Raw genomic sequence first — 26,492 nt, forward strand, 5'->3', positions numbered from 1 at the left:
CGAGAACCAGCACAAGGAACCCTGCGATGTCGCGCGGCATGCCCAAGCCAGCCCTTTCAGCCTCCGCCATCCAGCGTCGCGGCGAGCCGCCGCGGCTCAAGCCCCTGGCCCAGGCCATCGCCTTGCTGATGCTGGCGGGCAGCGCCCACGCGGCGCAGCCGTTCAGCTCGGGCTGGTTCGCCGCCAAGGGCGCCTCCAATGCCCCGAGCGGCGCCGCCGGTGCCGGGGGGGCAGGGCAGGTGCTGCCGGGATCGCCACCACCGCTGGCCCAGCAGCAGCGCCTGAACCAGCAGTTCCAGCGTTCGGTGAACAACCTCAACAACACGGTGGCGGCCATCGCCGCCCAGCAGGCGGCCCAGGCCAATGGCCGGACCCTGGCCCAGGTGCAGCCGCAGGTTGTGCCCAACGGCCTGGGCGAGGGTGGCCTGAAGGTCGACGAGAACCCGCTGACCCAGGGCTGGCTCAATGCCAAGGCACCGCAGCAGAGCCAGGCCGATGGCAAGACCCAGGTGCGCATCGAACAGACCGCCGACAAGGCCATCCTCAACTGGGAGACCTTCAACGTCGGGCGCGACACCACCGTGCGTTTCGAGCAGCAGGCGGACTGGGCCGTGCTCAACCGGGTCAACGACCCCGCCGCCCGTCCGAGCCAGATCCATGGTCAGATCGAGGCGCCCGGCACGGTGATGCTGATCAACCGCAACGGTGTGGTGTTCAACGGCACCAGCCAGGTCAACGTGCGCAACCTGGTGGCCGCCGCCGCCCAGGTCAGTGACGAGCAGTTCACCCAGCGCGGGCTCTACGTCGACAGCAGCGCCAGCCAGGCCACCTTCACCAATGCCGCCGGCAAGGTGCTGGTCGAGCGCGGCGCGCAGATTCGTACCCAGGCGCCGAGCAGCTCCACCAGCGGTGGCGGCTACGTGCTGTTGCTGGGCAGCGAGGTGGGCAACGACGGCCAGATCATCGCCGGCAAGGGCCAGGCGACCCTGGCGGCGGCGGACGATTTCTATATCCGTCGCGGCCAGGGCACCGAGGCCAACCGTTACTCGACCACCCGTGGCAACGAAGTGGCGGGTAGCCTGAAGCCCGGCAGCAGTGCCGGCACGGTGAGCAACAGCGGGCTGATCCAGGCCAGTGGCGGCGATGTCACCCTGACCGGTCACCAGGTGCGCCAGCAGGGTGTGGTCCTGGCCAGCACCTCGGTGGATCGGCGCGGCAGCATCCACCTGCTCAACGCCGCCAGCGATGCCACCGGCAGCGTCAGCTTCGAGCGCGGCAGCGTTACCGTCGTGCTGCTCGACGACAGCGCGGCGCTCGACAGCCAGCGCGAAGCCTCGAGGGCGGTGGTCAACGGCAGCAACGGCAACCTGGCCACGGGGCGCTTCGACAACCTCAGCACGGTCATCGACCGCCCCGAGCAGTCGCGGGTGGAAGTGGTCAGCGGCGGCACCGTGCACTTCCAGGACGGTTCGCTGACCCTGGCCACCGGTGGCCAGGTGGCGGTCAGCGCCGGCCGGCGCAGCCTGGTCGACGATGGCGCGCGCCTCGATGTGGCCGGCGCGCTTGGGGTCAAGGTGGCGATGGAAAGCAATGTCATCAAGATCAATGTCCAGGGCAACGAGCAGCGCGATGCCGCCGGCAACCGCGACAAGGGCGGGCTGATCAACAGCGATGTGTGGGTCGACGTGCGTGAGCTGGTGCACGTCGCGGCCGGCGTCAATGGTCATGCCGGCGACCGCTGGTACACCGCGGGTGGCCTGCTGGAGGTGGGCGGCTACCTGGGCACGCGCAGCCACGGCGTGGGTGAATGGATGGCCCAGGGCGGCACCGTGACCTTCACCGGCCAGGACCTGGTCACCCGCGCCGGCGCCGAGATCAACCTGTCCGGCGGCACCCTGGCGGTGCAGGACGGCTATGTGCGCCAGAGCTGGCTGCGTGGCGAGGACGGGCGCCTGTACGAGCTGTCGCGGGCGCCTGGCGACCTGCTCTACAGCGGCCTGTACCAGGGCTTCGAGGACCATTCGGCGCGCTGGGCCCAGACCCGTGTGTTCTACAACCCGCTGATCGCGCCGCAGCAGCGCTTCGAGCAGGGTTATACCGTCGGGCGCGACGCCGGCAGCCTGGTGGTGGCCACCCAGGGCGTGCTGCTCGACGGCCGGCTGGTCGGCGAGACCTGGCAGGACGAGCGCCAGGTGCAGGCGCCGGTGGCCGGGCTGGATGGCTACAAGCAGGTCCACAGTGCTCGCGCCCGAGGCGCCCAGCTGGTCATCGGCCAGCAGTTGCCGGGTTACCTCACAGGCAGCAAGGACCTGGCCTTCAGCCTGACCCCGGTGCTGCGCCAGGTGACGTTGGCTGGCGGCAACCGTGGCGCCAGTGCCGATGTGCAGTTGCAGGCGCCGTTGGACGAGCAGCGGCGCGGGCGACTGGTACTGGACAGCGAATTGCTCAACGGTTTCGCGCTGGGCGGCCTGAGCATTGCCGCCAGCGAGTCGGTGCAGGTCGACCAGGCGCTGCACCTGGCCGACGGCGGGCAACTGACCCTGTACGCGCCGCAGGTGCGGGTCGCGGCCGACCTTACCGCCAAGGGCGGGCAGATGATGTTGGGCGATGTGCTGCGCCAGCGTGACGGCGCTGATCTGCGCGATATCGCCCTGGCCACGCCGGCCGGATTGCGTGCGCAGGTGCTGGTTGGCGAAGGTGTGCGCCTGGATGTCGGTGGTGCGCGCAGCGACCGCGAAGACGCAGGGGCCATGGCCTGGCGCAACGGCGGCAGCCTGTCGCTGCGCAGCTCCGGCGATGTGCTGCTGGGGCAGGCCAGCGTGCTGGATGTTTCCGGCGGGGTGGTGCGCGGTGAGCGCAACCAGCTGCGCGGTGGCAGCGGCGGCAACCTGACGTTGCAGGCCGGCGTGTTCAACGCCAGCGGTGACGGGCGCTTGCGCCTCGATGGCGAGCTGCGCGGCCATGGCAGCAATGGCGCCGGCACCCTCGACCTGCAGGCCGAGCGCGTGCGGATCGGCGGGGTGGCCGACGCGAGCGCCTTGCACCTCGGCGCGGATTTCTTCAACCGCGGCTTCGCCCAGTACAATGTGCGTGGCACGCGACAGTTGATCGTGGCCGAAGGCGCCCAGGTGCAGGTCACCCGACCCGTGGAACTGCTCGACGCCAGCCTGTCGGTCGCTGACCAGGCCACCCTGTGGTTGCCGCCGCAGGTGCGTGAAAACGCGATCAAGGGCGAGCTGGGCCTGCGTGCCGGTGCCAGCCTGAGCCTCGCCGCCGGCGATACCCGCCTGGCCCAGGCGGACCGCGAGGCCGCGCTGCTGGAGGTGCGCCGTGGCGCCAGCATCGGTGTCGACCCGTTGCAGTCGATCGCCCTGAGCAGTACCGCGCAATTGAATCTGGACGGTTCGCTGCTGGCCGCCGGTGGCAAGGTGAGCCTGTTGCAGGTATTGCCCGAAACGGTGGTGAGCGGGGTGCAGGAAAGCCTGCACAACCGTGCGATCCGCCTGGGCAGCGAGGCGTTGATCGATGTCTCCGGCCAGGCGCTTACCGCCCTCGACAGCCAGGGCCGGCGCTACGGGCGGGTCACCGCCGGCGGCAACATCGTCATTGGTGGGCAGATCGACCACGCCAAGGGGACCAGCGACGGCGCCTACCTCTTTGTCGACATCGCCCGTGGCGCCCGCTTGCGCGCCGATGGCGCCAGCGCCGTGCTGGACATCCGTGGTCAGGGCCCACTGGCAATGGCCAGCGCCGGTGGCAGCATCAGCCTGGCCTCCAGCTATGGCCTGCGCCTGGACGGCACGCTCAGCGCCTGGTCCGGCGGTGTCGGCGCGGCGGGCGGCAGCCTCGGCGTGGCCCTCGATACCGGTCTGTACCGCAAGGATGGCCTGGAGGATGGCCTGAATGTGCCGCGCGAGCTGGTACTCGGCCGTGGAGCCGGGACCGACGAGCGCTTGCGCTATGGCCATGCGCGCCTGGATGTGGACACCGTCGAGCGCGGTGGCTTCACCAACCTGGCCCTGCTCAGCGACGGTGTGCTGGCCTTCGATGGCTCACTGGCACTGGACCTGGCCCAGGGGCTGCAACTGTACGCCGGCTCCCTGGTGCTCGCCGACGGCAGTGCCGACGACAGCCGCATCCGCCTGCGTGCGCCCTACGTGCGACTGGCAGGCAGCAACCACCTGGGCGGCGACCAGACCGTGCGCCCGACGGTCAAGGGCGGGCTGTCGCAGCAGGCGTCGCACGCACTGTTGCAGGTCGAGGCCAACCTGCTTGAAATACGCGACGAACTGGGCCTGGGCGCCCACGGCAACCTGGCCCTCAGTGGCGGGCAACAGCTTGAGTTCGACCGTCGGGGCTTTGCCCTGACGCGTCTGCGCAGTGAAGGGGATATCCGCTTCCTCGGCCGCGACATCCCCTCGATGCCGACCCAGCTGAGCAGCAATGCCGATATTGAACTGTTGGCCGCGCAACTGTACCCCGTGAGCGGTGCCTACGCCCGCGTGCTGAGCACCCGCGACGCCACCCTGCGGATCGGACGGGTCGGTGAGGCCACGCCAGGCGTGCCGCTGTCGGTGTTCGGCCGCCTGCACCTGGGCGCTGGCACGGTGGAGCAGGGTGGGGTGGTGCGGGCGCCGCTTGGCCAGGTGCTGCTGGGGGATACCGGCGAGAACGGCCAGGATGTGCACCTGCTGCCCGGCAGCATCACTTCGGTCAGCGCGGCGGGGCTGCGCATGCCTTACGGCGGCACGGTCGATGGCCTGAGCTACCTGTACGACGGCAAGCCGGTGAACCTGATCGGCGGCACCGGCGATAGCGATCACGGGGTGGTCCTGGCCGGCAAGCGCATCGATGTGCAGGCCGGGGCGCTGATCGACCTGGCCGGCGGCGGCGAACTGACCGGCGCCGGCTTCGTCTCCGGGCGCGGCGGCTCCACCGACGCCCGCTACCATCCGTTGATGCAGCTCGATGCCGATGGCCGCCTGGTACTGCCGTCGCTGTCGAGCAACCCGGTCTATGCCATCGTCCCAGGCCTGGCCGGCGACTACGCGCCGCTGGCCGGGGAGGCCGGCGTGGCGGACCCGGCCATCGGCCAGCGCATCACCCTCGACCAGGGCGTGCCGGGGCTGGCGGCGGGTACCTACACCTTGCTGCCGGCCAGCTACGCGCTGTTGCCGGGCGCCTTCCGCGTCGAGCTCAACGGCTTGGCCATGGCCGGCCAGCGAGGCATCAGCCAGGTCATGCGCAATGGTTCCTGGACCACCTCGGGCAGCCTGTCGGTGGCCAACACCGATATCCGCCAGCCGTTGTCGGGGCAGGTGATCCTCACCGCCGCCGACACCCTGCGCCGCTACAGCCAGTACAACGAAATGTCCTACGCCGCCTTCGTCAGGGCCGACGCCTTGGCCAAGGGTGTTCCGCGGGCGGCGCTCGAGGCCGATGGCAAGTGGCTGACCCTGCGCCTGAAGCCCAATGCCGATCCCGAGACCGCGTTCCGCTTTACCGGTCAGGCGCGCTTCGACGCCGCCCGCGACGGACGTGGCGGCAGCGTGGCGGTACTGGGCGTGGAGGCCATCGAGATCCTCGCCGACGGTCAGGCCAGCGACTGGTTGCAACCCAACCGGGTCGCGCTGCGCGCCAGCGACCTGAGCGCGCTCAAGGCGCCGCGGCTGAGCATCGGCGCCCGTCCGGAGGTGCTCTACGGCCAGGGTGGCAACATGATGCGCTTCAAGGAGTCGACCGCTGACATCCTCGTGCGCAGTGGTGCCGAACTGCGCGCCGGCGAGGTGTTCCTGGCTACCGACAGGGCGCGCGGCGCCATCGTCGTCGAGCAGGGGGCCGGTATCATTACCCTGGGCCAGGGGGCGGTGCCGTTCGATGCCAATGACGGTTTCCTCATCGACCCCAATGCCCACGGCTTGCTGGCGCTGTCCAACGGCCGCCTGGACGTGCTGCCGTCGGTGGCCGGCGATGTCTTCGCGCCCGGCAGCATCCTCATTGGCGATTGCCCCTCGGGCAACTGCGCGGGGGTGACCCGCCTGTACTCGGACGGCTCGCTGTTCGCCGCGACCGACCGCACCTTCAACCTCGACGACCAGGTCAGCTTCGGCACACGCCACCTGGGCCTGGCGGTAGGGCGGATCAACGTCGGCTCCGCCGCCGCGCTGGCCGCCGCGGCCAACGCCGGGGTGCTGGGCCAGGGGCTGACGCTCAACCAGCAAGTGCTCGACCGTCTGTTCCAGGGCAGCACCGAGGGCGGCATTCCCGCCCTGGAGACCCTGTCGCTGACGGCGGCCGACTCGCTGAACTTCTTCGGCAACAGCGTGCTCGACACCTATGATCCTTTGACCGGGCGCAACCGCGTGCAGCAACTGATCCTCGGCACGCCGGCCATCTACGGCCTCGGCCAGGCCAGCGAACGGGCGACCATCCACACCGGCAACCTGGTGTGGAACGGCGCCCGTACGTTGCCTGGCGCACCCATCGCCGGTGGCGCGGGCAGTGGCGACGGCGTGCTCGAGCTGCGGGTGGAAAACCTGACCTTCGGCTACGGGCCGGCCAGCCAGCCCGACGGCACCGCCAGCATGAGCCGCCAGACCCTGGGCTTCAGTCAGGTCGACATCCGCGCCAGCCGCCAGGTCAGCGCCAATCACAGCGGGGCGTTGCAGGTGTACCACCAGCGCGGCGCCTGGCAGGGCGAGGGCGGCTTCCAGTACAGCGGTGGCGATTTGCTGGTGGAGACGCCGCTGTGGACCGGCGGCGCCGGTTCGATCAACCGCATCAGCGCCGGTGGTCTGTTGCGCGTGACCGGTGGCGGTGGCGCGCTGGCCAGCGGCCGCGATGGCGTGGGCGCGGAGCTCGCGCTCAGTGGCCAGCAGGTGCTGCTCGACGGTACCTTCAGCCTGCCCAGCGGCAAGCTGAGCGTTTCGGCGCAACAGGCGCTGGTCCTGGGGGAGCGTTCGCGTATCGACCTGGCCGGGCGCAGCCTGACCTTCAACGACGTGACCCAGTACAGCTGGGGCGGTGAGCTGCTGCTGGCCAGCGCTGTCGGTGACATCCGCCAGGCCAGTGGCAGCCTGGTTGACCTCAGTGCCCGCAACAATCGCGCCGGCCGCCTGAGCGCCACTGCCCTGGGCGGGCAGGTCAGCCTGCAGGGCCAGCTCCTTGGCGCCGCCAGCGGTGATCATGACGCCGGTGGCACGCGAGTGCCGTACGACCAGGGAGCGGTGGCGATCCGTGCCCGCCAGGTGGATGATTTCGCCGGCCTCAACCAGCGCCTGAACCGTGACCAGGTGTTCGGCGCGCGCAGCTTCCAGATCACCCAGGGCGACCTGGTCATCGGCAGCGAGCTCAAGGCGCGGGAAATCAGCCTCTCGCTGGACAACGGCCAGCTGACCGTGGCCGGCACCGTCGATGCCAGCGGCGCCCAGGTCGGCAGCATCCGCCTGGCGGCCGGGCATGGCCTGACCCTGACCGCCGGGGCGGTGCTCGATGCCCATGGCAGCCTGCTGCGGGTCGACAGCAACGGTGCGATCATCGATGCGCCGAACCGGGCGCAGATCGAGCTGGCCAGCGGCGACGGCGTGCTGACCCTGAGCCCCGGCGCTCGCCTGGACCTGCGCCACGGCACCGCCGCCGCGCAACACGACGGCCGTGCCCGCGGCTCGCTGGTATTGACGGCGCCGCGCGTGGGCGGCGACATCGCCGGTGATATCGCCATCGATGCCCGTGGCAGGCTGGACATCCAGGGTGCGCAGTCCATCGCCGTGGTCGGCCAGCAGCGCTACACCGACGCGCTGAATGGCGGCACGGCGGCCAGTGGTCGGCCGTACCAGTACATCGACCAGGCTTATCTCGACGCCAAGCATGCGCGCAGCGTGCTGTTCGTCAATGCCGCGCTGGCCAACCGCGACCTGCTCGACAACCGCCTGGCCGGGCTGAACAACGCTGCCTACGCCAAGGCCCTGCACCTGCGCCCCGGCGTGGAGATCGCCAGCCGCGATGGCCAGACCGACCTGGTGGTGCGCGGCGACCTCGACCTGTCCGGTCATCGCTACGCCAGTATTAACCCGGCCACGGCGCAGACTGCGCTGCGCGGTTCCGGCGAAGTCGGCCACTTGGCCCTGCGCGCCGGCGGCAACCTGGAAGTCCATGGCAGCATCAGCGACGGCTTCCTGCCGCCGGAGCTGGCCACCGGCAGCGAACGCATGGATGGCCGTGGCTGGATCCTGATTCCCGGCAAGCAGCCATTCGACAGTGACCTGGTGATTCCACGCAGCGGCGTCGAACTGGCCGCCGGCACGCGCTACCCCGCGGGCAGCACGTTGAATTTCGACCTGCCGTTCGCCGACACCTCGCTGCCGGCCAACACCCGCTTGCCCAGCGTGTTGACCCTGGCCAGCGCCGTGACCCTGCCCGCCGGTACCGTGCTTGATGCCGCCGTGCGCGATGCTTCCGGCAATCTCCTGTATGCCGCCGGCACCTTGCTCGAGCAGGCGGTGACTCTGGCCGCCGATACCCGGCTGGATGCCGGCAGCCGCCTGCCGGTAAGCGTGGCGGTGCGCGGTGGGGTTTGGCGCAAGGGCGCTGCCCTGCCTGTGGGAGGGCTGACCCAGCGTGGCGCCCTGGCGCTGGCGGTGGGCGCGCTGCTGCCGGCAGGCACCGACGTCAAGCTGCCCACAGGTGTGTTCTGGGTCGACCTGCGCCAGGAGGTCGCCGGCCAGCAGGGACGCAACTGGGCGCTTGGGCAGATGCTGCCGGAGGGCTCGCAATCCTGGTCGATGCGCCTGGTGGCCGGCGCCGACCTGGGCGCCGCCGACAGCCGCATCACCCGCCCGGAGCCGGACGCCGGCGCATTGCGCCTGGCCGACCAGCACTACATCGCCACGCGGGTGATCGAGACTTCCAAACCCATCATCAGCTATTTCTGGACCAACCTGGCGGTTGGGCGGGTGCCCGGCCAACCGGTACCCTCCAACCTGCTGGCGCTGTGTACCGCCCGGCCGACCTGGTGCCTGAAGGTCGAAACGCCGGGCGGCGTCACCAAGGCCGAGATCACCCCGCAGACCCAGCTGTACAGCGTCTTGCGCACCGGAACCGGCGACCTTGAACTGCTCAGCGCCGGCGACTGGCGCATGGACTCGCTGTATGGGGTCTACACCGCCGGTACCCAGGCACCGGCCCTGCTCGAGCAGGGCATCGATGCGCATCAGCTGGCCCGCGGTCGCCAGGCCGATGGCAGCGTGCTTGGCGCCCTGGGCGCGGCCTACGAATCGACCACCGGCCAGTACCGGGCCTGGTATCCGCAGCAGGGCGGCAACCTGTTGATCGCCGCTGGCGGCGACCTGACCGGCAACCTGGTCGGGCCCAAGGCTACCGAGCAGCAGACGCGCCGTCAGACCGCTTCGGCGGCTGTCGGCAACTGGCTGTGGCGCCAAGGGCAGACCGACGCTGGCACGCCAGGTGCCTGGTGGCTCAATTTCGGCAGTTTCGCCCAGGACCCGGCCAGCGCACCCGGCTTGCCGTACCTGGTCGGTTTCACCGGCATCGGCACCCTGGGTGGCGGCAATCTGGATGTGCGGGTGGCGGGCGCGGCCGGCCTGTTGCAGGCCAGCGGCGCCGACCTTTCCAGCGTCGAGCGCAGCCAGGGCCTGAACCTGGTGGTCGCCAGCAGCGGCCGGGTGGACGCCGATGGGCGCCTGGTACAGACCGGCGGGGGCGACCTCGACCTGCGTGTCGGTGGCGGACTCAACCCGGGGCTGGCCGCGATCACGGCCGCGGACGCCCAGATGGACCTGCAGGGAACGCTGGTCAACCTGCGCGGCGCCTTGCAGGTGGAGGCGGCCAATATCGGGCTGTTGCAGTCGATCTACGGCAGCTACGGCATCGAGCAGGACAACAGCGAGTCGCGCGCCTACGACCCTTACAGCGCAACCCGGGCCAAGGCCTGGGGCGGCGTCACGCTGATGCCGGGTGACAGCGGCGTGCGCCTGCTCAGCCGCGGCGACCTGGTGCTGCAGGGGGTAGGCGATCCGGGCCGGGTGCCGACGTTCAACAGCACGCCGTTCACTGCCGACGATGGCACGCGGATGAGCGGGCGCGGCAACAGCTGGTTCTCGCTGTGGACCCCGCAGACCTCCATCGAAATGGTCAGCCTGGGTGGCGACCTGGCACCGAACGTTCACAACCGTGCCAGTGTCGCGACCCGCAACCTGGCGATCCATGGCGGCCGCGTGTTCTATCCGACCGCGCTCAGCGCTACCGCCGTCAATGGCAGCCTGTACTATGGCGACTCGGTGCGCAGCTCGGCGAGCCAGGCCTCGGCGGAGAGCCTGATGACCGCGCCGTCGGCCAACACGCGCTTGCAGTTGCTCGCGGGGGACTCGATCTATGCCGGCGGCTACACAGTCAGCCAGGCGGGCACCGACGCCTCGGCGCTGCCTACGCCGTGGCGCCCCGCATTCCTGGGCAGCAGTACCGGCAACCTCGTGCTGTCGACCAACCTGCACGGCGACCTGCCGCGCAATGTCTGGGAAAGTCCACTCTACAGTTTCGGCGTCAACACCTATGTCCAAAGCCGGGTGCAGCCTGCGCAGCCAGTGCGGTTCTATGCGCTGGACGGCGATATCGTCGGGCTGAACACCGGCGAGGTCATCGATTATCCCGTGCTGGGGCTCAGGCTCTATCAGGGCAGCGGGCCGCTGCGCATCATGGCCGGTCGCGACATCGTCAACGCCGGCACCGTGCTGGGCAGCCAGCGCCAGGCGGCCGGCGGCCTGGTGGCCGGTGGCGAGGGTGGCAACAACCTGTCCCGCGGCAACCTCATCATCCATGGCGACCGCCACGATGTCTCGCTGGTCAGCGCCGGTCGCGACATCCGCCTGAGCACCTTCAATGTTGCCGGCCCCGGCCAGCTCGAGGTGGTCGCCGGGCGCAACCTGTACCAGTCCGGATCGGGCGTCGACTCGGCCTATCAGGAGGCGGCGATCACCAGTATCGGTCGGGTCGGTGGCAGCGGCGCCGGTAACGATGGCGCGGCCATCGCCATCATCGTCGGGGCCGGCAAGCAGGGACCGGACTACGCCGGCCTGCTGGCACGCTACCTGGATCCGCAGCACCTGGCCGATCCTTCCCGGTCGTTGGCGGGGCAACCGGGCCAGGTCGTCAAGGTCTACGACCAGGACCTGCTGGCCTGGCTGCGCGCGCGCTTTGCCTTCGAGGGTGACGCCGAGGCGGGCAGGGCGTTCCTCGCCACGCTGCCCGCCGAGCAGCAGCGGATCTTCGCCCGCCAGGTGTACTTCGCCGAACTGCGCGAGGGTGGCCGTGAATACAATGACGTCGACGGCCCGCGCAGCGGCAGTTACCTGCGCGGTCGCCAGGCAATCGCCGCGCTGTTCCCGGAGCGGGACGTGGCCGGCAACCCGATCAGCTATGGCGGTAGCGCCACCTTCTACGGCGGTGCGGGCATCCACACCGACTTCGGCGGCGATATCCAGGTACTGACGCCGGGTGGCCAGCAAGTGTTCGGCATCGAAGGCGAGGCCCCGCCGTCCACCGCCGGGGTGATCACCCAGGGCAGCGGCAACATCCAGCTGTATTCGCAAGGCAGCATCCTGCTCGGCCAGAGCCGGATCATGACCACCTTCGGCGGCTCGATCCTCGGCTGGTCGGCCCAGGGCGACATCAACGCCGGCCGCGGTTCGAAGACCACCGTGGTCTACACCCCGCCCAAGCGCACCTACGACCGCTGGGGCAACGTCGGCCTGGCGCCGAGCGTGCCGAGCACCGGCGCCGGCATCGCCACGCTCAATCCGATCGCCGAGGTGCCCCCGGGGGATATCGACCTGATCGCGCCGCTGGGCACCATCGATGCCGGCGAGGCCGGGATCCGCGTGTCGGGCAACGTCAACATCGCCGCGCTGCAGGTGGTCAACGCCGCCAACATCCAGGTCCAGGGCGATGCCAAGGGCATGCCGGTGGTGGCCTCGGTGAACACCGGTGCGATCGCCTCGGCCAGTGCCGCGGCATCGTCGGCCAGCCAGGCTGCCGAAGAGGCGGGCCGCCAGCAGCAGGCTGCGTCCAGGCAGCGCCAGCCTTCGGTGATCACCGTGCAGGTGCTGGGTTTCGGCGGCGAGCGGCTGGTGCCGGGGCAGGACGGGGCGAGCCTCAATCCCCAGTACAACCACCAGAGCCCGGTGCAGGTGCTGGGCGCGGGGACGCTGGACGAGCGGGCGAAGGCGCAGTTGACCGAGGAGGAGCGGGGCAACCTGTTGCTATGAGAGCAAAACCGCCCAACGGCAGGCTTTTCCTGTGGTTTCTTGATCCCGCTCATGGTTTCGACGAGTGGCCCTCGTCGCGGCTTCGTGGCTGTGCTTTTCTTGCGCGGCATTTCAGACACGGAGTATCGAGCGCAATGCGAATCAGGGAAGAGACCTACTGGCAGTGGGCCGATGCGCAGTTGCACAGTCGCTGCCATGACGAGGAACTGAGCGACGGCACTAGCATCGATGTGCAGGTGCGCCTGTCCAGGGTCGGTGCCACGCAACTGTTTCTCGGGCTCTATGCCCGAGGCGGCAAGGCCTTGCTGGAGGAGTACTACCCCTCGCGGCCAGGCGAGACCATGACCCGGGCGCTGGTCTGGGGCGTGGACCGCGCTCGCGCCCTGGCCACCGGCGCCTTGCCACTGCCGGAACAGGTGCCGCGCAGACGCCAGGCCTGAGCGTGACGGATGTGGCTGGGCGATGACCAGCGACAGGCAGGTGTCAGTGCGGACTGTCGATGCAGACTCGGTTGCGACCCTTCTGCTTGGCCCGGTACAGCGCCCTGTCGGCGTTGCCCAACACATCAGCGGGTTCGCTGCCGTCTCCAGGCCGCCAGCTGGCCACGCCCAGTGACAGGGTGACGCCGCCAGTTGGCGCGAAAGGGGCGTGCTCGACGGTCAGGCGCAGGTGACCGGCGATCGCGGTCGCCACCTCCAGGCTCGCCCCTGGCAGCAGTATCAGGAACTCTTCGCCGCCGGTGCGGCACAGCAGGTCCCCCTCGCGACAGCTTCCACGCATCAAGCCTGCCAGCTGCTGCAGGACCTGATCGCCGATATCGTGGCCATGGCCGTCGTTGATCCGCTTGAAGTGATCGATGTCCAGCACCACCACGGCAAAGCCGCGCTTTTCGGCCTGTAACAGGCGTAGCGCCTGTTGCAGGCCACGACGATTGACCAGCCCGGTGAGTGGGTCGGTCTGGGCATCACGGTTGAGTCGGCCGATACGTTCCTGCAGCAGGTTGACGCCGAACAGCAGTGCGCGCTTGAGCTCGGCGGCCTCGGCGTACCAGGCGCGGACCTGATGGATGCGTTCGGTGGTCTGTTGCTGGCCCATGCCCCGGGCAACGTGGGTCAACTGTCGCAGCGGGTGGGCGATGACCTGTGTCAGCCAGTACAACAGCAGGCAGCCGAGCAGGGCCAGCGGCGCGGAGATGGCAACCACATTGAGGACCAGTTGGCGCAGCGGGGCTACGGTGTTACGCAGTGGCTGCTGGGTGACGATGGTCCAGCCGGCGCTGGGCACCGTGGCGAAGCCGGCCAGCATCTCGACGCCCTGGCTGTTGACCAGGCGCCGGGTGCCATGGTCGAGGTTCGGCAGGTCGTCGAGCAGCGCGTTGTCGCCGACCAGGGTGCCGACCCGTTTGCTGTCAGGGTGAAACAGCAGCCGGCGGTTGCGATCGACCACATAGAGGTACGAGCCGTTCTGGTAGAAGTGCGTGCCCAGCAGGCTGTTGAGCAGGTTGCGCTCGCGCAGGTAGAGGCTGCCCCCTATGTAGCCGTGGTAGTGGCCGCTGGCGTCGAAGATCGGTTGCGAGAGCACCACGAGCAGGTTGTCGGCCGCCGACAGGAAAGGTGTGGAGACCAGCGTGCGGTGTTCGCGCAGTGCTTGCTGGGCGCCGGGTGAAGTCGCCTGGCTGCCGGCCAGGTGCTGCAGCGAGGCGGGCGAGAGCGAACGCACGGTCCCCTGGGCATCGACCCGCAAGGTGGAATTGAACAGGTTGCCCTGCTGTTGCAGGCGGTCGATCTCATCCTGCACCAGGCTGTCGTCGTTCGGGTGCAGGCCACTTTGCCGGGCGCTGTAGGCCAGTTGCTGCAGGGCACTGACCAAGGTGGTTTCGGTCACGGCCGCCAGCTTGGCGGCATAGGCTCGGTTGGCCTCCAGGGCGCTGTCGATCAGCAGTTGCCGTTGTACCCGGTAGCTGGCGAAGTAGCTGGCCAGCAGCATGACCAGGGCCGTGGTGGCGCACAGGGCGAGTATGAGGGTGCGCAGGTCGGGGCGCGGTCCGTGCGGGGTGAAATATCGCAATCCTTGGCCTCGTCGGATACAGCGGAAAACGCACCTTACGCGCTTGGCGCAAGGTGGACCATGCTTGTGCGCAATTGCAGGATTGGAGGACAAGGGGAGCTCCGGTTTCCCACAAAGCTCTCGGAATTATCCTCCCTTGTTATCCAGGGTCAGGGCGCAGTCTGCTCCAGCGCCTGCAGGTCATCCTCGACCTGTTGCATGCGCTCCTGCACCAGGGCCTGGACCTTGGCGTCGCTGGCGCTTTCACGCATCAGCGTGGTGAGCTTCTCGCTCAGGCGCTTGCCTTCCTCGCTCTGGCCAAGCTCCCTGGCCTTGGCCGGGTCGCGGGTGGCCTGAACGATGAGGTCGAACTCGGCATCGCTGAAGTGCTCCTCGCTGTACAGCCTGAACAGGTCCTGGCGCTGGTCGTCGACGGTCAGGTGCTTGCGCAGCACGTCCTTGATCTTGTCCTCGGGCACCTGCGCATGGGTCATGGCCAACAGGCCTGCCATGCGCTCGATGTTGTGGTCGTAGGCTTCCTGCAGGGGCAGGTTGGCGAGGATCTTTTCCTCGCGGCTGGGTTTCTGGTCGCAGGCGGCGAGGGCGCCGAGCAGCAACACGGGCAGCAGTAGACGAGACAGGCGGGGCATGGTGGGGCCTTGGGCACGGTAAGGCCTGGGAGTGTACTGCAAACCCGTGGTGGTGGAATCAGCGTTGCAGCGGATTGCGCAGGCGCACCCAGAGGATCGCCGGCAGGGCCATCAGCAGCCATTTCAGGTAGCGGTTGACTTCGTAGTGTTCGCAGGCAACGCCGATGAGGGTGCAGACCACCACCACGGCCACGAACTGGATCATTCTTTCCATCAGCAGGTTTCCATCATTGCAGGGGCCGGAAGGGCCGCGGGGCGCACTGTAGCAGGCGACGCAGGCAGGGCAGATCGGCATGCCACACGGCGTAACACTTTTGCACCACTGGTAGGCGCGAGGTTGGCTATTGTGCGGCAATCCCGGCAGCCAAGGAAGGTAACCCCATGACCCGCTACAAAGGTGGCTGCCTGTGCGGCCGTATCCGGTTCTCCGCCAGCGGCGAGCCGCGTTTTCCGCATACCTGCTCGTGCGGGCAGTGCCAGCGACATTCCGGCAGCCTGACCCTGTGCTGGGTGGAGTTCGACAAGGCAGCGGTCGCCTGGACCGGGGAGGGTGGATTGCCTGCGCTGTACCGCTCGTCCGAGGGCTCCTGCCGTGCGTTCTGTGCCACCTGCGGCAGTTCCCTCGGGGCCATTGACGATGCGCCGACGGTGGCCTTGCTGCTGGGCTGCTTCGATGCCAAGGGCGACCAGGCCCTGCGGCCGAGTTCGCATTCGTTTCGGGCTTGTCGGCCGCGTTGGTGGAGGGTGGGGTGAAGGTTGGGGATTGGGGGGAGGCTGACAGGTGTTCGGCGAGGGCCTTGCAGCGCCTGTGAGATCGAGCGCCGCCCGCGCGGCGCATCGCGGGACAAGCCCGCTCCTACATCTATTGCAACGTGCCGAACCTGTTGGGCCATGGTTGCCCGCCTTGGCGCACGACTTGAGATTGAGTAAGGGATATCATGTGCGCCACTTTCCCATGCCGCTCAAGGACGATTGCATGCTGCAGCGCAACAAGATGGTGCCCGAACTGATCGTCAGTGACCTCGATCGCAGTCTGGATTTCTGGGTTTCGTTGTTGGGGTTCGAGATTGCCTATCAGCGCCCGGAGCAGCGCTTTGCCTACCTTGACCTGCAGGGCGCGCAGGTCATGCTCGAGCAGTTCGACGCCGAGGATCACTGGCTTACCGGGCCCCTGGAAAAACCCTTGGGGCGGGGGATCAACCTGCAGATCGACGTCGCGGCGGTCGCGCCGCTGGTCGAGCGGCTCGAGCGCCAGCGCTGGCCGCTGTTCCAGGCGTGCGAGGACGTCTGGTATCGCGCCGACGCCATCGAGGTGGGGCTGCGTCAGTTTCTGGTCCAGGACCCGGATGGTTATCTGCTGAGGCTCGCGCAACGGATGGGCGAGCGTCCGGCACAGTCGAATCTGCGGTAGAGTCCGCGTCCTGCTCATTTGCGCTGTCGCGCTGCAAGCAACCTTACCAGCATTACCAACGTGGGAGCGGGCTTGCCCCGCGATCACCGGCGCTCCACGGTCTTTCTCCTGTGCCATTACCTGGTCCGCCCTGTTGGTACGACGCGGTTTCAGCGTGGTCGCTAACGCCGCCCCACATGACTCAAGACATGCACCAAGGCGGGCAGCGGTACCCTTACAGGACTCACTGGCCCGAAACAGATGTAGGAGCGGGCTTGTCCCGCGATGCGCCGCGCGGGCGGCGCTCGATCTCATAGGCGCTGCAAGGTGCGCGGCGAGCACCTGGTGGCCTTGATACAATCAATAACCCCGCCTCCAAAGACCTTGATAGGGTTGTAAAGCACCCCCAGCCATTTCAGGCACGAAACCGCAGCACCCGCGCCCCATCATACGGATCGACCAGGTAATGAGCCTGAACCCCAAACGTCCCCAATAACCGCTCCGGCGTCAGCACCATTTCGGGCTTCCCCAAGGCCACCAACCGCCCTTGATCCAGGACAGCCAACCGGTCACAGGTCAACGCCTGGTTCAGATCATGCAAGGCCACCAGGGTAGTCACCGGCAACGCCTGCACCTGCCGCAACAGGCTTAACTGGTGCTGGATATCAAGGTGATTGGTCGGCTCGTCAAGCAGCAGCACCTGCGGCCGCTGGGCCAGGGCACGGGCGATGTGCACGCGCTGGCGTTCGCCGCCGGACAGCTCGCCCCACAGGCGCCGACGCAGGTGGCCGGCATCGGCGTCGGCCAGCGCCTGCTCGACGATGGCACGGTCGTCCGCGCCGAACGGCGCCAGGGCCGACAGCCACGGCGTTCGGCCGAGGGCCACGGCGTCATACACGCTGATGGCGTCCAGGGTGTCGGCCTGCTGTTCGACCAGTGCCAGGCTTTGCGCCACGCGCCGACGCGGCATGCGCTCCAGCGCCTCGCCCAGCAAGTGCACGCCGCCACTGCTCGGCGTGCGCAGGCCGGCGAGCAGCTTGAGCAGGGTGGACTTGCCCGAGCCGTTGGGGCCGACCACGCCGAGGGTCTCGCCGGGCATCACGCTCAGGTCGATTCCCTGCAGCACGTCGCGGTCGCCCAGGCGCAGGCTTAGGCCCTCGCAGGCAAGCGGGGCGTGGGCGATGGCGGTCATCACGGTCATGGACGCCCCCGGCGGCTGACCAGGATCAACGCGAACACCGGCGCGCCGATCAAGGCGGTGACCACGCCCACCGGGATCACCTGGCCGGCGATCAGGGTGCGCGAGAGGATGTCGGCGACGATCAGGAACAACGCGCCGCCCAGGGCGCTGGCCGGCAGCAGGCGGCTGTGCCCGGGGCCGAGCAACAGGCGCAGGGCATGGGGGATGACCAGGCCGACGAAACCGATGGCGCCGACGATCGAGACCATCACCGCGGTCACCAGCGCCGTGCAACTGATCAGCAACAATTGCGTGCGTCGCACCGGCACGCCCAGCGAGGCCGCCGAGTCGGCGCCGAAGGTGAAGGCGTCCAGCGCCCGGCGGTGCCACAGGCACACCGCCAGCCCGACCACGGCCACCGGCAGCGCCAGCCACACCGCTGGCCAGCGCACGCCGCTGAGGTTGCCCAGCAGCCAGAACAGGATGCCTCGGGCCTGTTCGGCGGTTGCCGACTTGGTGATCAGAAAGGCCGTCAGCGCGTTGAATAGCTGCGAGCCGGCGATGCCGGCGAGGATCACCTGCGCATTGTCGTGGCGACTGCCGCTGGCCCGCGACAGCACCAGCACCAGGGCGAACGCGGCCAGCGCGCCAATGAAGGCGCCGGCCGACAGCGACAGCACCGCGCCACCGAGGCCGAACAGGCCCACCGCCACGGCGCCGGTCGAGGCGCCCGCCGACAGGCCCAGCAGGTACGGCTCGGCCAGCGGGTTGCGCAGCAGCGCCTGGAGGATCACCCCGCAGGTCGCCAGCCCCGCGCCGCAGGCGGCGGCCACCAGGGTGCGCGGCAGGCGGTAGTTCCAGACGATGCCGGCGTCGATCGGATCGAGCGCATGACCGGCCTGCCACAGCTGGTTGGCCAGCACCTGCCAGACCACCTCGGCGCTGATCCGTGTCTCGCCGATGGCGATCCCGGCGAGCATGGCCAGGCACAGGGCGAGCAGCGCGAAGGCGCTGATGGGCAGCAAGCGGCTCATGGTTGTGGCGCTTTACCGCTGGCAAAGGCGCTGGACAGCACCTCCAGGCCACGGAACAGGCGGATGCCGGCCTGCATGGCGTCGGCGTCGAGGACGATGATCCGGCCTTGCCTGACCGCGTCCATGTTGCGGGTCACCGGGTCGCTGCGCAGGAACTCGAGTTTTTTCCGGTAGTCGTCGGCGGGGTAGCGGCGGCGGTCCATGCGGGCGACGATCAGCCAGGTGGGGTTGGCCCTGGCCAGGGTTTCCCAGCCCACCGCCGGCCATTCTTCGCTGGATTCGACCACGTTGCGCACGCCGAGGGTCTGCAGCATGAAGTCGGCCACGCCCTGGCGACCGGCGACGTAAGGATCGACCTTGAGGTCGGCGCAGGAGAACCAGAACAGCGCGCTGGTGTGGCTCAGGTCCTGGCCGGCCAGGCGTTGTCGGGCCTGGTCCAGCTGGCCCTTGAGCTCGGCATTGAGGCGTTCGCCGCGATCCTGCACGTCGAAGATCTCGGCCAGTTGGCTGACGCTTTTGTAGATGGTGTCGATCCTGAACGGCTGCAGGCGGGTACCGTCGGCGCCCACCAGGTTGTCCTTGCCTTCGCAGTCCGAGGGCAGCAGGTAGGTGGGAATGCCCAGCTCCGCGAACTGTTCGCGGGTGCCGACCGCGCCCTGGGCGCCGACCATCCATTCGAACTGCGCCGTCACCAACTGCGGGCGCTTGCCGACCACCGCCTCGAAGCCCGGTTCGTTGTCGGCCAGGCGCTCGACCTTGTCGTTCTGCGCCTTGAACTCGGGCAGCACGTTGTTGAACCACAGCGAGGTGCCCGCCAGGCGCTCGCCCAGGCCCAGGGCATAGAGCAGCTCGGTGCCGGCCTGGCCGATGGTCACCGCGCGCTGCGGGGCCTGGGCGAAGGTCTGCGTCTGGCCGCAGTTGTCGACGGTCAGCGGGTAGCGGGTGGCGTCGGCGTGGGCCAGGCCCGCCAGTGACAGGCCGGCGAGCAGGGTGGCGAGGCGGTGCGGCATGGTGGGGCGATCTCCTGTCGGGTGGTGCACGGAATGGCCCACGGACAGGCATCGCCAGGCGTCGTGCGCTGAGCACGCGGCCAGGGGCGGATGACCATCCCGGACACCCCGCCGGTTGGTGAATGCGTGCCGGCAGGTCTCCTGACTGGTGCGTCCTGGCCGGCGCCGGCCTTCCCGGGTCGGCAGACCCAGTGGCATCGATGGCGCAGGCTCGGCACCTACAGTTGCGGGGGCAGTTCCCTTTGGCCCGCACTCGGCGCGCCCGGGATTCCCTTTTGATTCCGTGTGGAAACCGGCGGGCGGCATGGTAGACCATCGGGCCATCGGCTGAAAACGCTTTTACAGGTACTTGAGCCAGGCGATGTCGCGCCGCCGCGCCTTGAGCCGGGCGAAGCCGCGCACCGGCAGGTACAGGGCGATCGCCAGCAGTACCGCGACCAGCCACACCGCGCCGATGCCGTCGAAGCCGAAATGGCTGCCCTGGTTCAGGCCGAACAGCGCCACGCAGGCTACATACAGCAGCTTGAGCACATACAGGTGCAGCAGGTAGAAGAACATCGGCGCTGCGCCGAACACCGCCAGCGGGCCGATCCAGCGGGCCTCGCCGGCACGCTCGAACGCGCGTAGCAGCAACAGGCCGACGCCCAGGGTAATGGCCAGGAACAGCAGTGACGGCGGGTACTTGGTGATGTTGAAGAAGCTCATCAGCGTTTGGCCGACGCTGGCGTAGAAGGTCCACGGCGCCTCGCCATAGCCGTTGAAAATACGCAATACGACGAAGCCGAGCAGCAGCATCACACCGCCGAGCAGCAGGCGGTGTTGGCGCTCGCCGGCATCGCTGGTGCGGCTGAACCAGGGGCCGAGCCCGTAGCCGAGGGCGATCACGCCGATCCACGGCAGCACCGGGTAGGAAGTGCGCAGGCGCAGGCTGTCGGACAGCTCCAGCCAGCTGCGCTCGTGCAGGATCGCCCAGGGTACATGCAGCGCCGAGTGCGGCGCGAAATGCAGGCCATCGAGCAGGTTGTGGCCGGCGACGATCAGCGCGCCCAGGGCGAGCAGCAGCGGGCGTGGCAGCCACACCAGCAGAGACAGGGCGATCATGCTCAGGCCGATGGCCCAGATCACCTGCAGGTAGATCACGCCCGGCGGCAACTGGAAGGTCCAGGCGAAGTTGACCAGGGTGAGCTCCAGCAACACCAGGAACAGGCCGCGCTTGAACAGGAATGCCGCTACATCGCCCCGGTCCTGGTGCTTTTCACCGTAGAGCCAGGCCGACAACCCGGTGAGCAGCACGAACATCGGCGCGCACAGGTGCGCCAGGGTGCGGCTGACGAACAGGCTGGGGTCGGTGGCGTCGATCGCGTCGATGGTCATCGGGTCGCTGACCTGGCGGTGCAGGAAGAAGGTTTCGCGCACGTGGTCCAGCAGCATGAACAGGATCACCAGGCCGCGCAGGGCGTCGATGCTGTGCAGGCGTTGGCTGGGGAGGGCGGTCGGGAGGCTGGTCATCGAGGCGGGTCGCAGGCAGGGATAGCATTCAAATGAAATGTTATTTTATTTCATTTGTCTGTGCCTGGATACAGGCATGCACTGGCGTTCAGTCTGGATCAGCCCTGAATCAGCGGCCCCAGCCGCTCGGCCAGGGCCTGGACCATCGCGCTTACCTTGGGCAGATGCCCGCGGTTGCGGCGCCAGGGGGCTGTTTATCTCCATCCTGCTGCTGTTCGCCGCCTTCAATGCTCTGTCGGCGCTGGCGCCGAACGTCTGGGTACTGGCCCTGGCGCGGTTCCTCGCCGCGCTGGCCCTGCCGGTGTACTGGGGCACCGCCAGCGAAAGCGCCGGGCTGTGCCTGCTGGTGGCGCTGCTGATGTGGGCCTGGCTGCCGTCCCTGCCGGCGGTTCCGGCCCGCGCCGCAGGGGAGCGGCAGACGGTGATTCTCAAGGACCGTCGTTTCATCGCCCATGTGCTGCTTTCGGCGCTGGTGTTCACTGCCTACACCTACCTGGCCGAGATCCTCGAACAGCTCGCCGCCGTGCCGGCCAACGCGGTCGGTTGGTGGCTGATGGGCTTCGGCCTGATGGGCATGCTCGGCAACGCCCTGGCCGGACGGATCGTCGATCGCAGCCCGCTGCGGGCCACGCTGCTGCTGTTGGCGATGCTGGCCTTGGGCATGGGCCTGGTCACCCCGGTGATCGGCAACCCGCTGCTGCTGGTGGGCGCCCTGGCACTGTGGGGCATCGCCTACACGGCGCTGTTCCCGGTGTGCCAGGTGCAGGTGATGCGCGCCGGCGCCAAGGCCCAGGCCCTGGCCGGGACCCTCAACGTGTCGGCGGCCAACGCGGGCATCGCCGCCGGTGCCGCGCTGGGGGGCGCGGCGATCCAGGGGCTTGGTCTGGCTGCACTGGATTATGTGGCCTGTGGGTTTGCGGTGCTGGCGTTGGTGGCCACGTTGGTACTGCAGAGAAGCGAATGAGGCCTAATCAACCATCCAGCCGATCTCGCCCTCCACCAGGGTTCCGCCATGGCTGGTGGTATCACCTTGGCGTGCAACGGCCCGGCCTTCGATGGCATGGTTCGCCGACCCTGTTTCGATGACGGCCCCACAACTGATCCTGTCGCCTACGCAGGCGACAGCCCTGCCATTGATCAATGTGGCCGTATGGCCTGAAACAACCTCGCCTGCGCCATGCAGGGGGCAGTCATGCTTGTGCCCGACTAGAACGATGGGTTTCATCACGTATGCTCCTTGTTTTCGTTAGGTGTAGGGATTTAAGCCGCGCCTTATTTGGCTTCGCTCAGGGTGATTAGCACTTCGCGGGTATCGGATTGGATGACGGTGGAGCCGCGCACTGTCGGGTTGTCGCAGTCATGGGGATCGTCGCGCCAGCATTGGTCCAGCAGGCAGAGGCGTGGTGCGTTGAGTTCCATCTCGGTCAAGAACAACCTGCTTTTACGGCTGATCAATACTGTCGAGCTCATGGGGCGCATCCTTCTCGATATCGGGAGTTTGACTTTGGCTCTTGGGCCGACGTTTAGAGGCGCGGGGCTTTCTCTCCGGGCGTTTGCCTGGACGTATGGTCCAGAGGTAGGCGTTTTCTCGCAGCCTCTCCTGGATATGGGGTGGGTAATCGTCAACTGTGGTCACTGCCGGGACGGGTTTTCCCGGCAGGCCGGCTTCACGAATGACCCTGGGCCATCGAGGCTTCCAGCACAGCAGGAGACTCAACCAATGGCCTGTTCCGATGATCAGGAAGGCAGGAGAGAGCAGCAGCAGGCCGCATTTGAGGACGCGTGGGGAACTGCGGAAGTAGTGAGTCAGGCCTTCGAACTGAGGCGTGAAGGCTTGCCAGGGCCAGGGAAAGTGCGAGGTGATGTGGGGGCGTGGTAGTCCTTCTGGACCTTCATCCATGAAGCGACGGATAAACTCCCATTCGGCTTGAAGCTCCGCAAAATTGTTGGCGGATTTGCCGACCCAAATCAGTTCAGGACGCAGTGTGCCAGTGAACACGGGCGACCATGTGAGTTCCAGCGGCATACCCATTCCACCTGGTGGAGCATACTTTTTATCAGAGCCGCTAGACGATACGCCGTTCCATGGGAGCGTGACGATCCCTCCGCAGTATGGCGGGCGGTGGAGGTAGACTTGTTGGGTGATGCGGTTGAAACGTATCAACAAGTGGCGTGACGTGAACATTTCAAAACGTGTGAAGCGGAAAACATACTTCAGATAAAACCACAAGATGCAGAGGGTTGTGCTGAGAAAGAAAACTGCTAAATATAGCCTCTCACCATACGGCTCTCCCTGATAATCAGAAGCAAGATCGATTAATATCGTTATCGAATGGAAAGCAATTTCTAATCCGCTGATTATCAGCATTATTATGGTGAGAGATAATATACTGATCAGCCCGCGCTTGTCCTCCCACATGCCGCAGCGCATTTCGAGCACATGCTCGTTGTACACGTAGACTGGGCCACGGCTCTTTGGGGTTTCGCATACTGGTTTTTTTGCGGCTGCAACGTATTCTTCGTCCTCGCTTTCGTACACCCCTCTATTCTTGATTGTTCTGTTCTGCTTTTTAAAGGCTTCGCGTTCTTCTTTGGGGTCAATGGCGGCCAGCCATGCAAGCCATTCAATAAAATACATTATATGACCTCACTCATGGCGCTGAATAAGGCTTCTAGCTCTTCTGCGTCCTTCACGTATCCTTTGTCGGATGGTTTAAGGCGGAAGCAGCATTTACTACACCATTTTTCCAGTGCGTCATCATCGATAATGAGTAAGGTTATAGTGGTGCCGAGTACAATAGCGCCGCCTATCCAGCTTAAGCGACTCAGAAACATCATGGCGGCACGGTTCGCGGCTAGTCGTGCAGAAAGAGTGGAAAGGGTGGCGTATAAGCTGCTTTTCCATGTTTGGTTGGCACTCATTGATAGCCATTGGAAAAACACACTTGCCTGTGAAAATGCTATTCCTCCCTGCCCCAAAAGTAGGGCGGTCGTAGATCCAGCTCGTAGCCAATAAGTCGTTGCCAGCAATGATTTAGATCGAGCGGTGGCTTCTCTCGCGTCTGAAACGTCCCACGTAATACTGACAACGCCCCCCACCGTCGCCAACCCCGCCCCCCACAGCCGATAGCGCCCCAGGCTGATGTCCGCTCCCCGCGCAATCGCGCTGTTCCGCCCGACGCCCAGCAGGGTCTGCTCCGTCCCCACCGCGAGAAGCTCGAACCCCGCCGCCGCACTGGCCAGTCCAGCGGCCACCACCTCGCTCCAGAAGCGCCGGTCCTTGTCATCCCGCTGCCCCTGCAACAGGAGCAGTCCAGCCTCCAGCAGGAGCAGCCCACTGGCCAGCCGAAGCCGATAGAACGAATGAGCGTGAGCGCCCTGCAATGTCTCCACGTAGGCGCGATCAAGGCGTCGGACCATGGGGGCCGCCACCCGTCCTCGCGAGGGGGTGTCACCCTCGAGTGCGTGTTCGCTCAGGCGCAGGTTGATGGCTTGCTCGCCCAGCGAGGCGATGAGGTAGGTGCCCAGGCGCCGGTACAGCAGGCGATCCATGTTGCCGGGGGCGCCGGCCTGCAGGCCCTGGCGCCCCAGTTGACCCAGCCAGGCCAAGGCGCCGGCGGTGTTGAGGGCGCTGTGCTGGGCCAGCTGGTCGAGGTGGCCGTCCACCCGGCTGAACTGCGAGGCGAGTTCCTTGGCGTACTTCAGTGAAGTGTCCACTTGCTGCCAGTGATCGCATTCCGGCGGCAGTGCTTGCAGTGCCTGGCGCGTCTGCTCCAGCACCTCGGCAATGGCGCGCTGGTTGAAGACGAAGGAACGCAGGGCCAGGTTGTCGGGCGTCAGCGTGTCGGCGTGCCACCACTGGGCGAGCAGCCGCGCCCCGGCTGACACGCCCTCCATGCCGACCACGCTGAGCCCGGTCTGGTGAGCGAAGCACAGGCCGCTGCGCAGGTCGTTCTCGTCGTAGTAGGCCAGGGCCGCAAGCAGTTGCTCAGATTGCAGCCAGGCGAGATGGTCGTCGGCCCGCACGTCGGCCAGGCGCTGCGCCTCGAGGCCGTGGGATTCGAACCAGGCAAGCTGGTCGTGCATGGCCTTGAGGTCGACGTGTGGCAGGTAGCGCGTTTCGAACTGCCGGGCGAACTCGCCGTTGTTCGCCCGGGCCTCAAGGTCCTGGCGCCTGAGTGCGCCTGCGGTATCGAGAATGCCCTCCTTGGCCTGCGCCCACCAGGCGGCCATCTGCGGGTTGGCGCCCTGATCGGCACCGGCGAGGTGGGCGCGCATGGCCTCTTTGTGACGGTCGACCAGCGCGGCGACCTTGCGCTCACTGAATTGCTGATGCAGTTCGGTGAAGGCCTGGGCGACCAGCACCTTGCGCTCGTTGCTGGGGCCGGGTTTTCCCGCGACCGACTCCGTGGCTTCCAGCCAATCCTTCAGGTGCTCCATGCCCGCGTTGCGCCAGGCATTGAGTTGCTGGGTGATGCCGATGGCATCCTCCACCACCACCGCGATACCACGAGCTTCGGGTTTGCCGGCAACCGGGCCCAGCATGTACCGGGCCGCCGTTAGCGAGTGGACACTGGTTTCACTGAACAGCTGGTTGTCCAGCAGCTTGCGCAATGAGCTGTCGGTTTCCGCAGCGAAATCGGCGACCAGGTCCAGCTGGTCATGGCGCAGCACATAAGGCCTGGGCGTCGGGCAGCCAAGGCCGGTGAAGGCGGCGACATCCACGGCCGGCAGCCTGTCGCGTCGACGCAGCAGTTGCTGCTGGGCCGCTTCGGTCAGCGGGTCGGGGCTGTAGAACAGGCGTAGCTCAGCCAGGTCTTCGAGGTCATGGACGTTGAACGCCAAGGCCGTGTTGCGCATCATATCGCGCAGGGTGTGGGCGTCTGTGGCGTCCGGCTCGGACTGCCCGGGGGCAACCAGCGACAATGAACCGTTCGCCGCAATGCGATAGGGCGGATGCAGGCTGTGCTGCCCGCTGCGCTTGCGTTTCTCCATGACGTACAGGAAGCCTTGGCGCAGTGGCCGAATGGCATAGTCGGCATGCTGGAGCGTGGCAACGCTGTAGGGATGGCGCAGGTGTTCGGGCAGGCTGGGCAAGCGCAGGCGTTGGCCGGTAGTGCCGCCAACGGCCGCATAGCGCAGGGGCAGGATGGTGAAGGTGCGCGTGCAATGGACGGCGGGCCCGCTGGCGAAGGGAGCCTCCAGGGCCTCGCAGTTCTGCCGAGTGATTTCGAGCAATTTGTTGAAGTCGAACATCCGATGTCCTCAGCGAAGCTGTTCATGCAGGTGTGTTTGTACCGAGCCCATGGCTGGCTGTTGCAGCCAGCCACGGGCGACGTTACGCAGACCTGAAACACTAGCGAGGAACGGATTGTGGGTGGTCAGCAGGGCTTCC

Annotated in this window: 16 protein-coding genes and 1 riboswitch; of the genes, 5 read left to right on the plus strand and 11 right to left on the minus strand. The window is 67.3% G+C overall.

Annotated elements, in window-relative coordinates; genetic code table 11:
• The first annotated feature begins 26 nt into the window (after window positions 1-26).
• Together AC0MAZ_RS14150 and AC0MAZ_RS14155 are read left to right on the plus strand one after the other, a co-directional pair.
• Complete coding sequence (locus AC0MAZ_RS14150) at window positions 27-12,278, plus strand: filamentous haemagglutinin family protein (protein ID WP_475858226.1); 12,252 nt, start codon at window positions 27-29, stop codon at window positions 12,276-12,278.
• A gap of 134 nt (window positions 12,279-12,412) precedes the next feature.
• The gene (locus AC0MAZ_RS14155) at window positions 12,413-12,718 is read left to right on the plus strand and encodes a hypothetical protein (protein ID WP_186734798.1); all 306 of its coding nucleotides are present in this window, start codon (window positions 12,413-12,415) and stop codon (window positions 12,716-12,718) included.
• Window positions 12,719-12,761: 43 nt separating this feature from the next.
• On the opposite strand, the gene AC0MAZ_RS14160 is transcribed toward AC0MAZ_RS14155, so the two are convergent.
• The 3 genes from AC0MAZ_RS14160 to AC0MAZ_RS14170 all read right to left on the minus strand — a co-directional run bounded on the left by AC0MAZ_RS14160 (window position 12,762) and on the right by AC0MAZ_RS14170 (window position 15,188).
• Entirely contained in the window at window positions 12,762-14,264 is a 1,503-nt protein-coding gene (locus tag AC0MAZ_RS14160) for a sensor domain-containing diguanylate cyclase (RefSeq protein WP_203652667.1), read from the minus strand.
• 230 nt (window positions 14,265-14,494) lie between these two features.
• Complete coding sequence (locus AC0MAZ_RS14165; RefSeq protein WP_234562402.1) at window positions 14,495-14,974, minus strand: hypothetical protein; 480 nt, start codon at window positions 14,972-14,974, stop codon at window positions 14,495-14,497.
• 58 nt (window positions 14,975-15,032) lie between these two features.
• On the minus strand, window positions 15,033-15,188 hold the full coding sequence (locus AC0MAZ_RS14170) for a hypothetical protein (protein ID WP_155952705.1): 156 nt from the start codon (window positions 15,186-15,188) through the stop codon (window positions 15,033-15,035).
• A 167-nt stretch (window positions 15,189-15,355) separates the two neighbouring features.
• On the opposite strand from AC0MAZ_RS14170, the gene AC0MAZ_RS14175 reads away from it, so the two are divergent.
• Together AC0MAZ_RS14175 and AC0MAZ_RS14180 are read left to right on the plus strand one after the other, a co-directional pair.
• Window positions 15,356-15,727, plus strand: a complete 372-nt coding sequence (locus tag AC0MAZ_RS14175) for a GFA family protein (RefSeq protein WP_232857425.1) — start codon at window positions 15,356-15,358, stop codon at window positions 15,725-15,727.
• Between the two features lie 223 nt (window positions 15,728-15,950).
• Complete coding sequence (locus AC0MAZ_RS14180) at window positions 15,951-16,385, plus strand: bleomycin resistance protein (RefSeq protein WP_475858230.1); 435 nt, start codon at window positions 15,951-15,953, stop codon at window positions 16,383-16,385.
• Between the two features lie 394 nt (window positions 16,386-16,779).
• Here AC0MAZ_RS14180 and AC0MAZ_RS14185 read toward each other — a convergent pair whose 3' ends face one another.
• The 4 genes from AC0MAZ_RS14185 to AC0MAZ_RS14200 all read right to left on the minus strand — a co-directional run bounded on the left by AC0MAZ_RS14185 (window position 16,780) and on the right by AC0MAZ_RS14200 (window position 21,097).
• The gene (locus tag AC0MAZ_RS14185; protein ID WP_475858232.1) at window positions 16,780-17,565 is read right to left on the minus strand and encodes an ABC transporter ATP-binding protein; all 786 of its coding nucleotides are present in this window, start codon (window positions 17,563-17,565) and stop codon (window positions 16,780-16,782) included.
• On the minus strand, window positions 17,562-18,578 hold the full coding sequence (locus AC0MAZ_RS14190) for a FecCD family ABC transporter permease (protein ID WP_475858234.1): 1,017 nt from the start codon (window positions 18,576-18,578) through the stop codon (window positions 17,562-17,564). Before AC0MAZ_RS14190 ends, AC0MAZ_RS14185 begins: the two co-directional genes overlap by 4 nt.
• A complete protein-coding gene (locus AC0MAZ_RS14195) occupies window positions 18,575-19,588 on the minus strand; it encodes an ABC transporter substrate-binding protein (protein ID WP_475858235.1) in 1,014 nt (337 codons plus the stop codon). The genes AC0MAZ_RS14190 and AC0MAZ_RS14195 overlap by 4 nt, the downstream gene beginning before the upstream one ends.
• A gap of 114 nt (window positions 19,589-19,702) precedes the next feature.
• Window positions 19,703-19,900: riboswitch (cobalamin riboswitch) on the minus strand.
• A 27-nt stretch (window positions 19,901-19,927) separates the two neighbouring features.
• Entirely contained in the window at window positions 19,928-21,097 is a 1,170-nt protein-coding gene (locus tag AC0MAZ_RS14200; RefSeq protein ID WP_475858237.1) for an acetyltransferase domain-containing protein, read from the minus strand.
• 76 nt (window positions 21,098-21,173) lie between these two features.
• Between AC0MAZ_RS14200 and AC0MAZ_RS14205 the strand changes: the two genes are divergently transcribed.
• Window positions 21,174-22,061, plus strand: a complete 888-nt coding sequence (locus tag AC0MAZ_RS14205; protein WP_475858238.1) for an MFS transporter — start codon at window positions 21,174-21,176, stop codon at window positions 22,059-22,061.
• A 3-nt stretch (window positions 22,062-22,064) separates the two neighbouring features.
• On the opposite strand, the gene AC0MAZ_RS14210 is transcribed toward AC0MAZ_RS14205, so the two are convergent.
• From AC0MAZ_RS14210 to AC0MAZ_RS14225, 4 genes are read right to left on the minus strand one after another with little or no spacing between them, the layout of a single operon-like run.
• Window positions 22,065-22,322, minus strand: coding sequence for a PAAR domain-containing protein (locus tag AC0MAZ_RS14210; RefSeq protein WP_186734772.1), 258 nt, complete (start codon window positions 22,320-22,322; stop codon window positions 22,065-22,067).
• A gap of 47 nt (window positions 22,323-22,369) precedes the next feature.
• Window positions 22,370-22,567, minus strand: coding sequence for a hypothetical protein (locus AC0MAZ_RS14215; RefSeq protein WP_267812176.1), 198 nt, complete (start codon window positions 22,565-22,567; stop codon window positions 22,370-22,372).
• A complete protein-coding gene (locus tag AC0MAZ_RS14220) occupies window positions 22,539-23,735 on the minus strand; it encodes a DUF6708 domain-containing protein (protein ID WP_203647150.1) in 1,197 nt (398 codons plus the stop codon). Before AC0MAZ_RS14220 ends, AC0MAZ_RS14215 begins: the two co-directional genes overlap by 29 nt.
• Window positions 23,735-26,353 (minus strand): T6SS effector BTH_I2691 family protein, encoded by a 2,619-nt coding sequence (locus AC0MAZ_RS14225; RefSeq protein WP_475858241.1) that lies wholly within the window; start codon window positions 26,351-26,353, stop codon window positions 23,735-23,737. The genes AC0MAZ_RS14220 and AC0MAZ_RS14225 overlap by 1 nt, the downstream gene beginning before the upstream one ends.
• Between the last annotated feature and the right edge of the window lie 139 nt (window positions 26,354-26,492).

The sequence above is a fragment of the Pseudomonas sp. A genome (assembly GCF_056270345.1).

Coding starts and splice junctions, on each gene's coding strand:
- AC0MAZ_RS14180 (WP_475858230.1), top strand. CDS start 15,951: ATGCTGCAGCGCAACAAGATGGTGCCCGAACTGATCGTCAGTGACCTC.
- AC0MAZ_RS14155 (WP_186734798.1), top strand. CDS start 12,413: ATGCGAATCAGGGAAGAGACCTACTGGCAGTGGGCCGATGCGCAGTTG.
- AC0MAZ_RS14210 (WP_186734772.1), bottom strand. CDS start 22,322: ATGAAACCCATCGTTCTAGTCGGGCACAAGCATGACTGCCCCCTGCAT.
- AC0MAZ_RS14205 (WP_475858238.1), top strand. CDS start 21,174: ATGCACTGGCGTTCAGTCTGGATCAGCCCTGAATCAGCGGCCCCAGCC.
- AC0MAZ_RS14150 (WP_475858226.1), top strand. CDS start 27: ATGTCGCGCGGCATGCCCAAGCCAGCCCTTTCAGCCTCCGCCATCCAG.
- AC0MAZ_RS14225 (WP_475858241.1), bottom strand. CDS start 26,353: ATGTTCGACTTCAACAAATTGCTCGAAATCACTCGGCAGAACTGCGAG.
- AC0MAZ_RS14185 (WP_475858232.1), bottom strand. CDS start 17,565: ATGACCGTGATGACCGCCATCGCCCACGCCCCGCTTGCCTGCGAGGGC.
- AC0MAZ_RS14195 (WP_475858235.1), bottom strand. CDS start 19,588: ATGCCGCACCGCCTCGCCACCCTGCTCGCCGGCCTGTCACTGGCGGGC.
- AC0MAZ_RS14175 (WP_232857425.1), top strand. CDS start 15,356: ATGACCCGCTACAAAGGTGGCTGCCTGTGCGGCCGTATCCGGTTCTCC.
- AC0MAZ_RS14160 (WP_203652667.1), bottom strand. CDS start 14,264: ATGCTGCTGGCCAGCTACTTCGCCAGCTACCGGGTACAACGGCAACTG.
- AC0MAZ_RS14165 (WP_234562402.1), bottom strand. CDS start 14,974: ATGCCCCGCCTGTCTCGTCTACTGCTGCCCGTGTTGCTGCTCGGCGCC.
- AC0MAZ_RS14170 (WP_155952705.1), bottom strand. CDS start 15,188: ATGGAAAGAATGATCCAGTTCGTGGCCGTGGTGGTGGTCTGCACCCTC.
- AC0MAZ_RS14215 (WP_267812176.1), bottom strand. CDS start 22,567: ATGAGCTCGACAGTATTGATCAGCCGTAAAAGCAGGTTGTTCTTGACC.
- AC0MAZ_RS14220 (WP_203647150.1), bottom strand. CDS start 23,735: ATGTATTTTATTGAATGGCTTGCATGGCTGGCCGCCATTGACCCCAAA.
- AC0MAZ_RS14200 (WP_475858237.1), bottom strand. CDS start 21,097: ATGACCAGCCTCCCGACCGCCCTCCCCAGCCAACGCCTGCACAGCATC.
- AC0MAZ_RS14190 (WP_475858234.1), bottom strand. CDS start 18,578: ATGAGCCGCTTGCTGCCCATCAGCGCCTTCGCGCTGCTCGCCCTGTGC.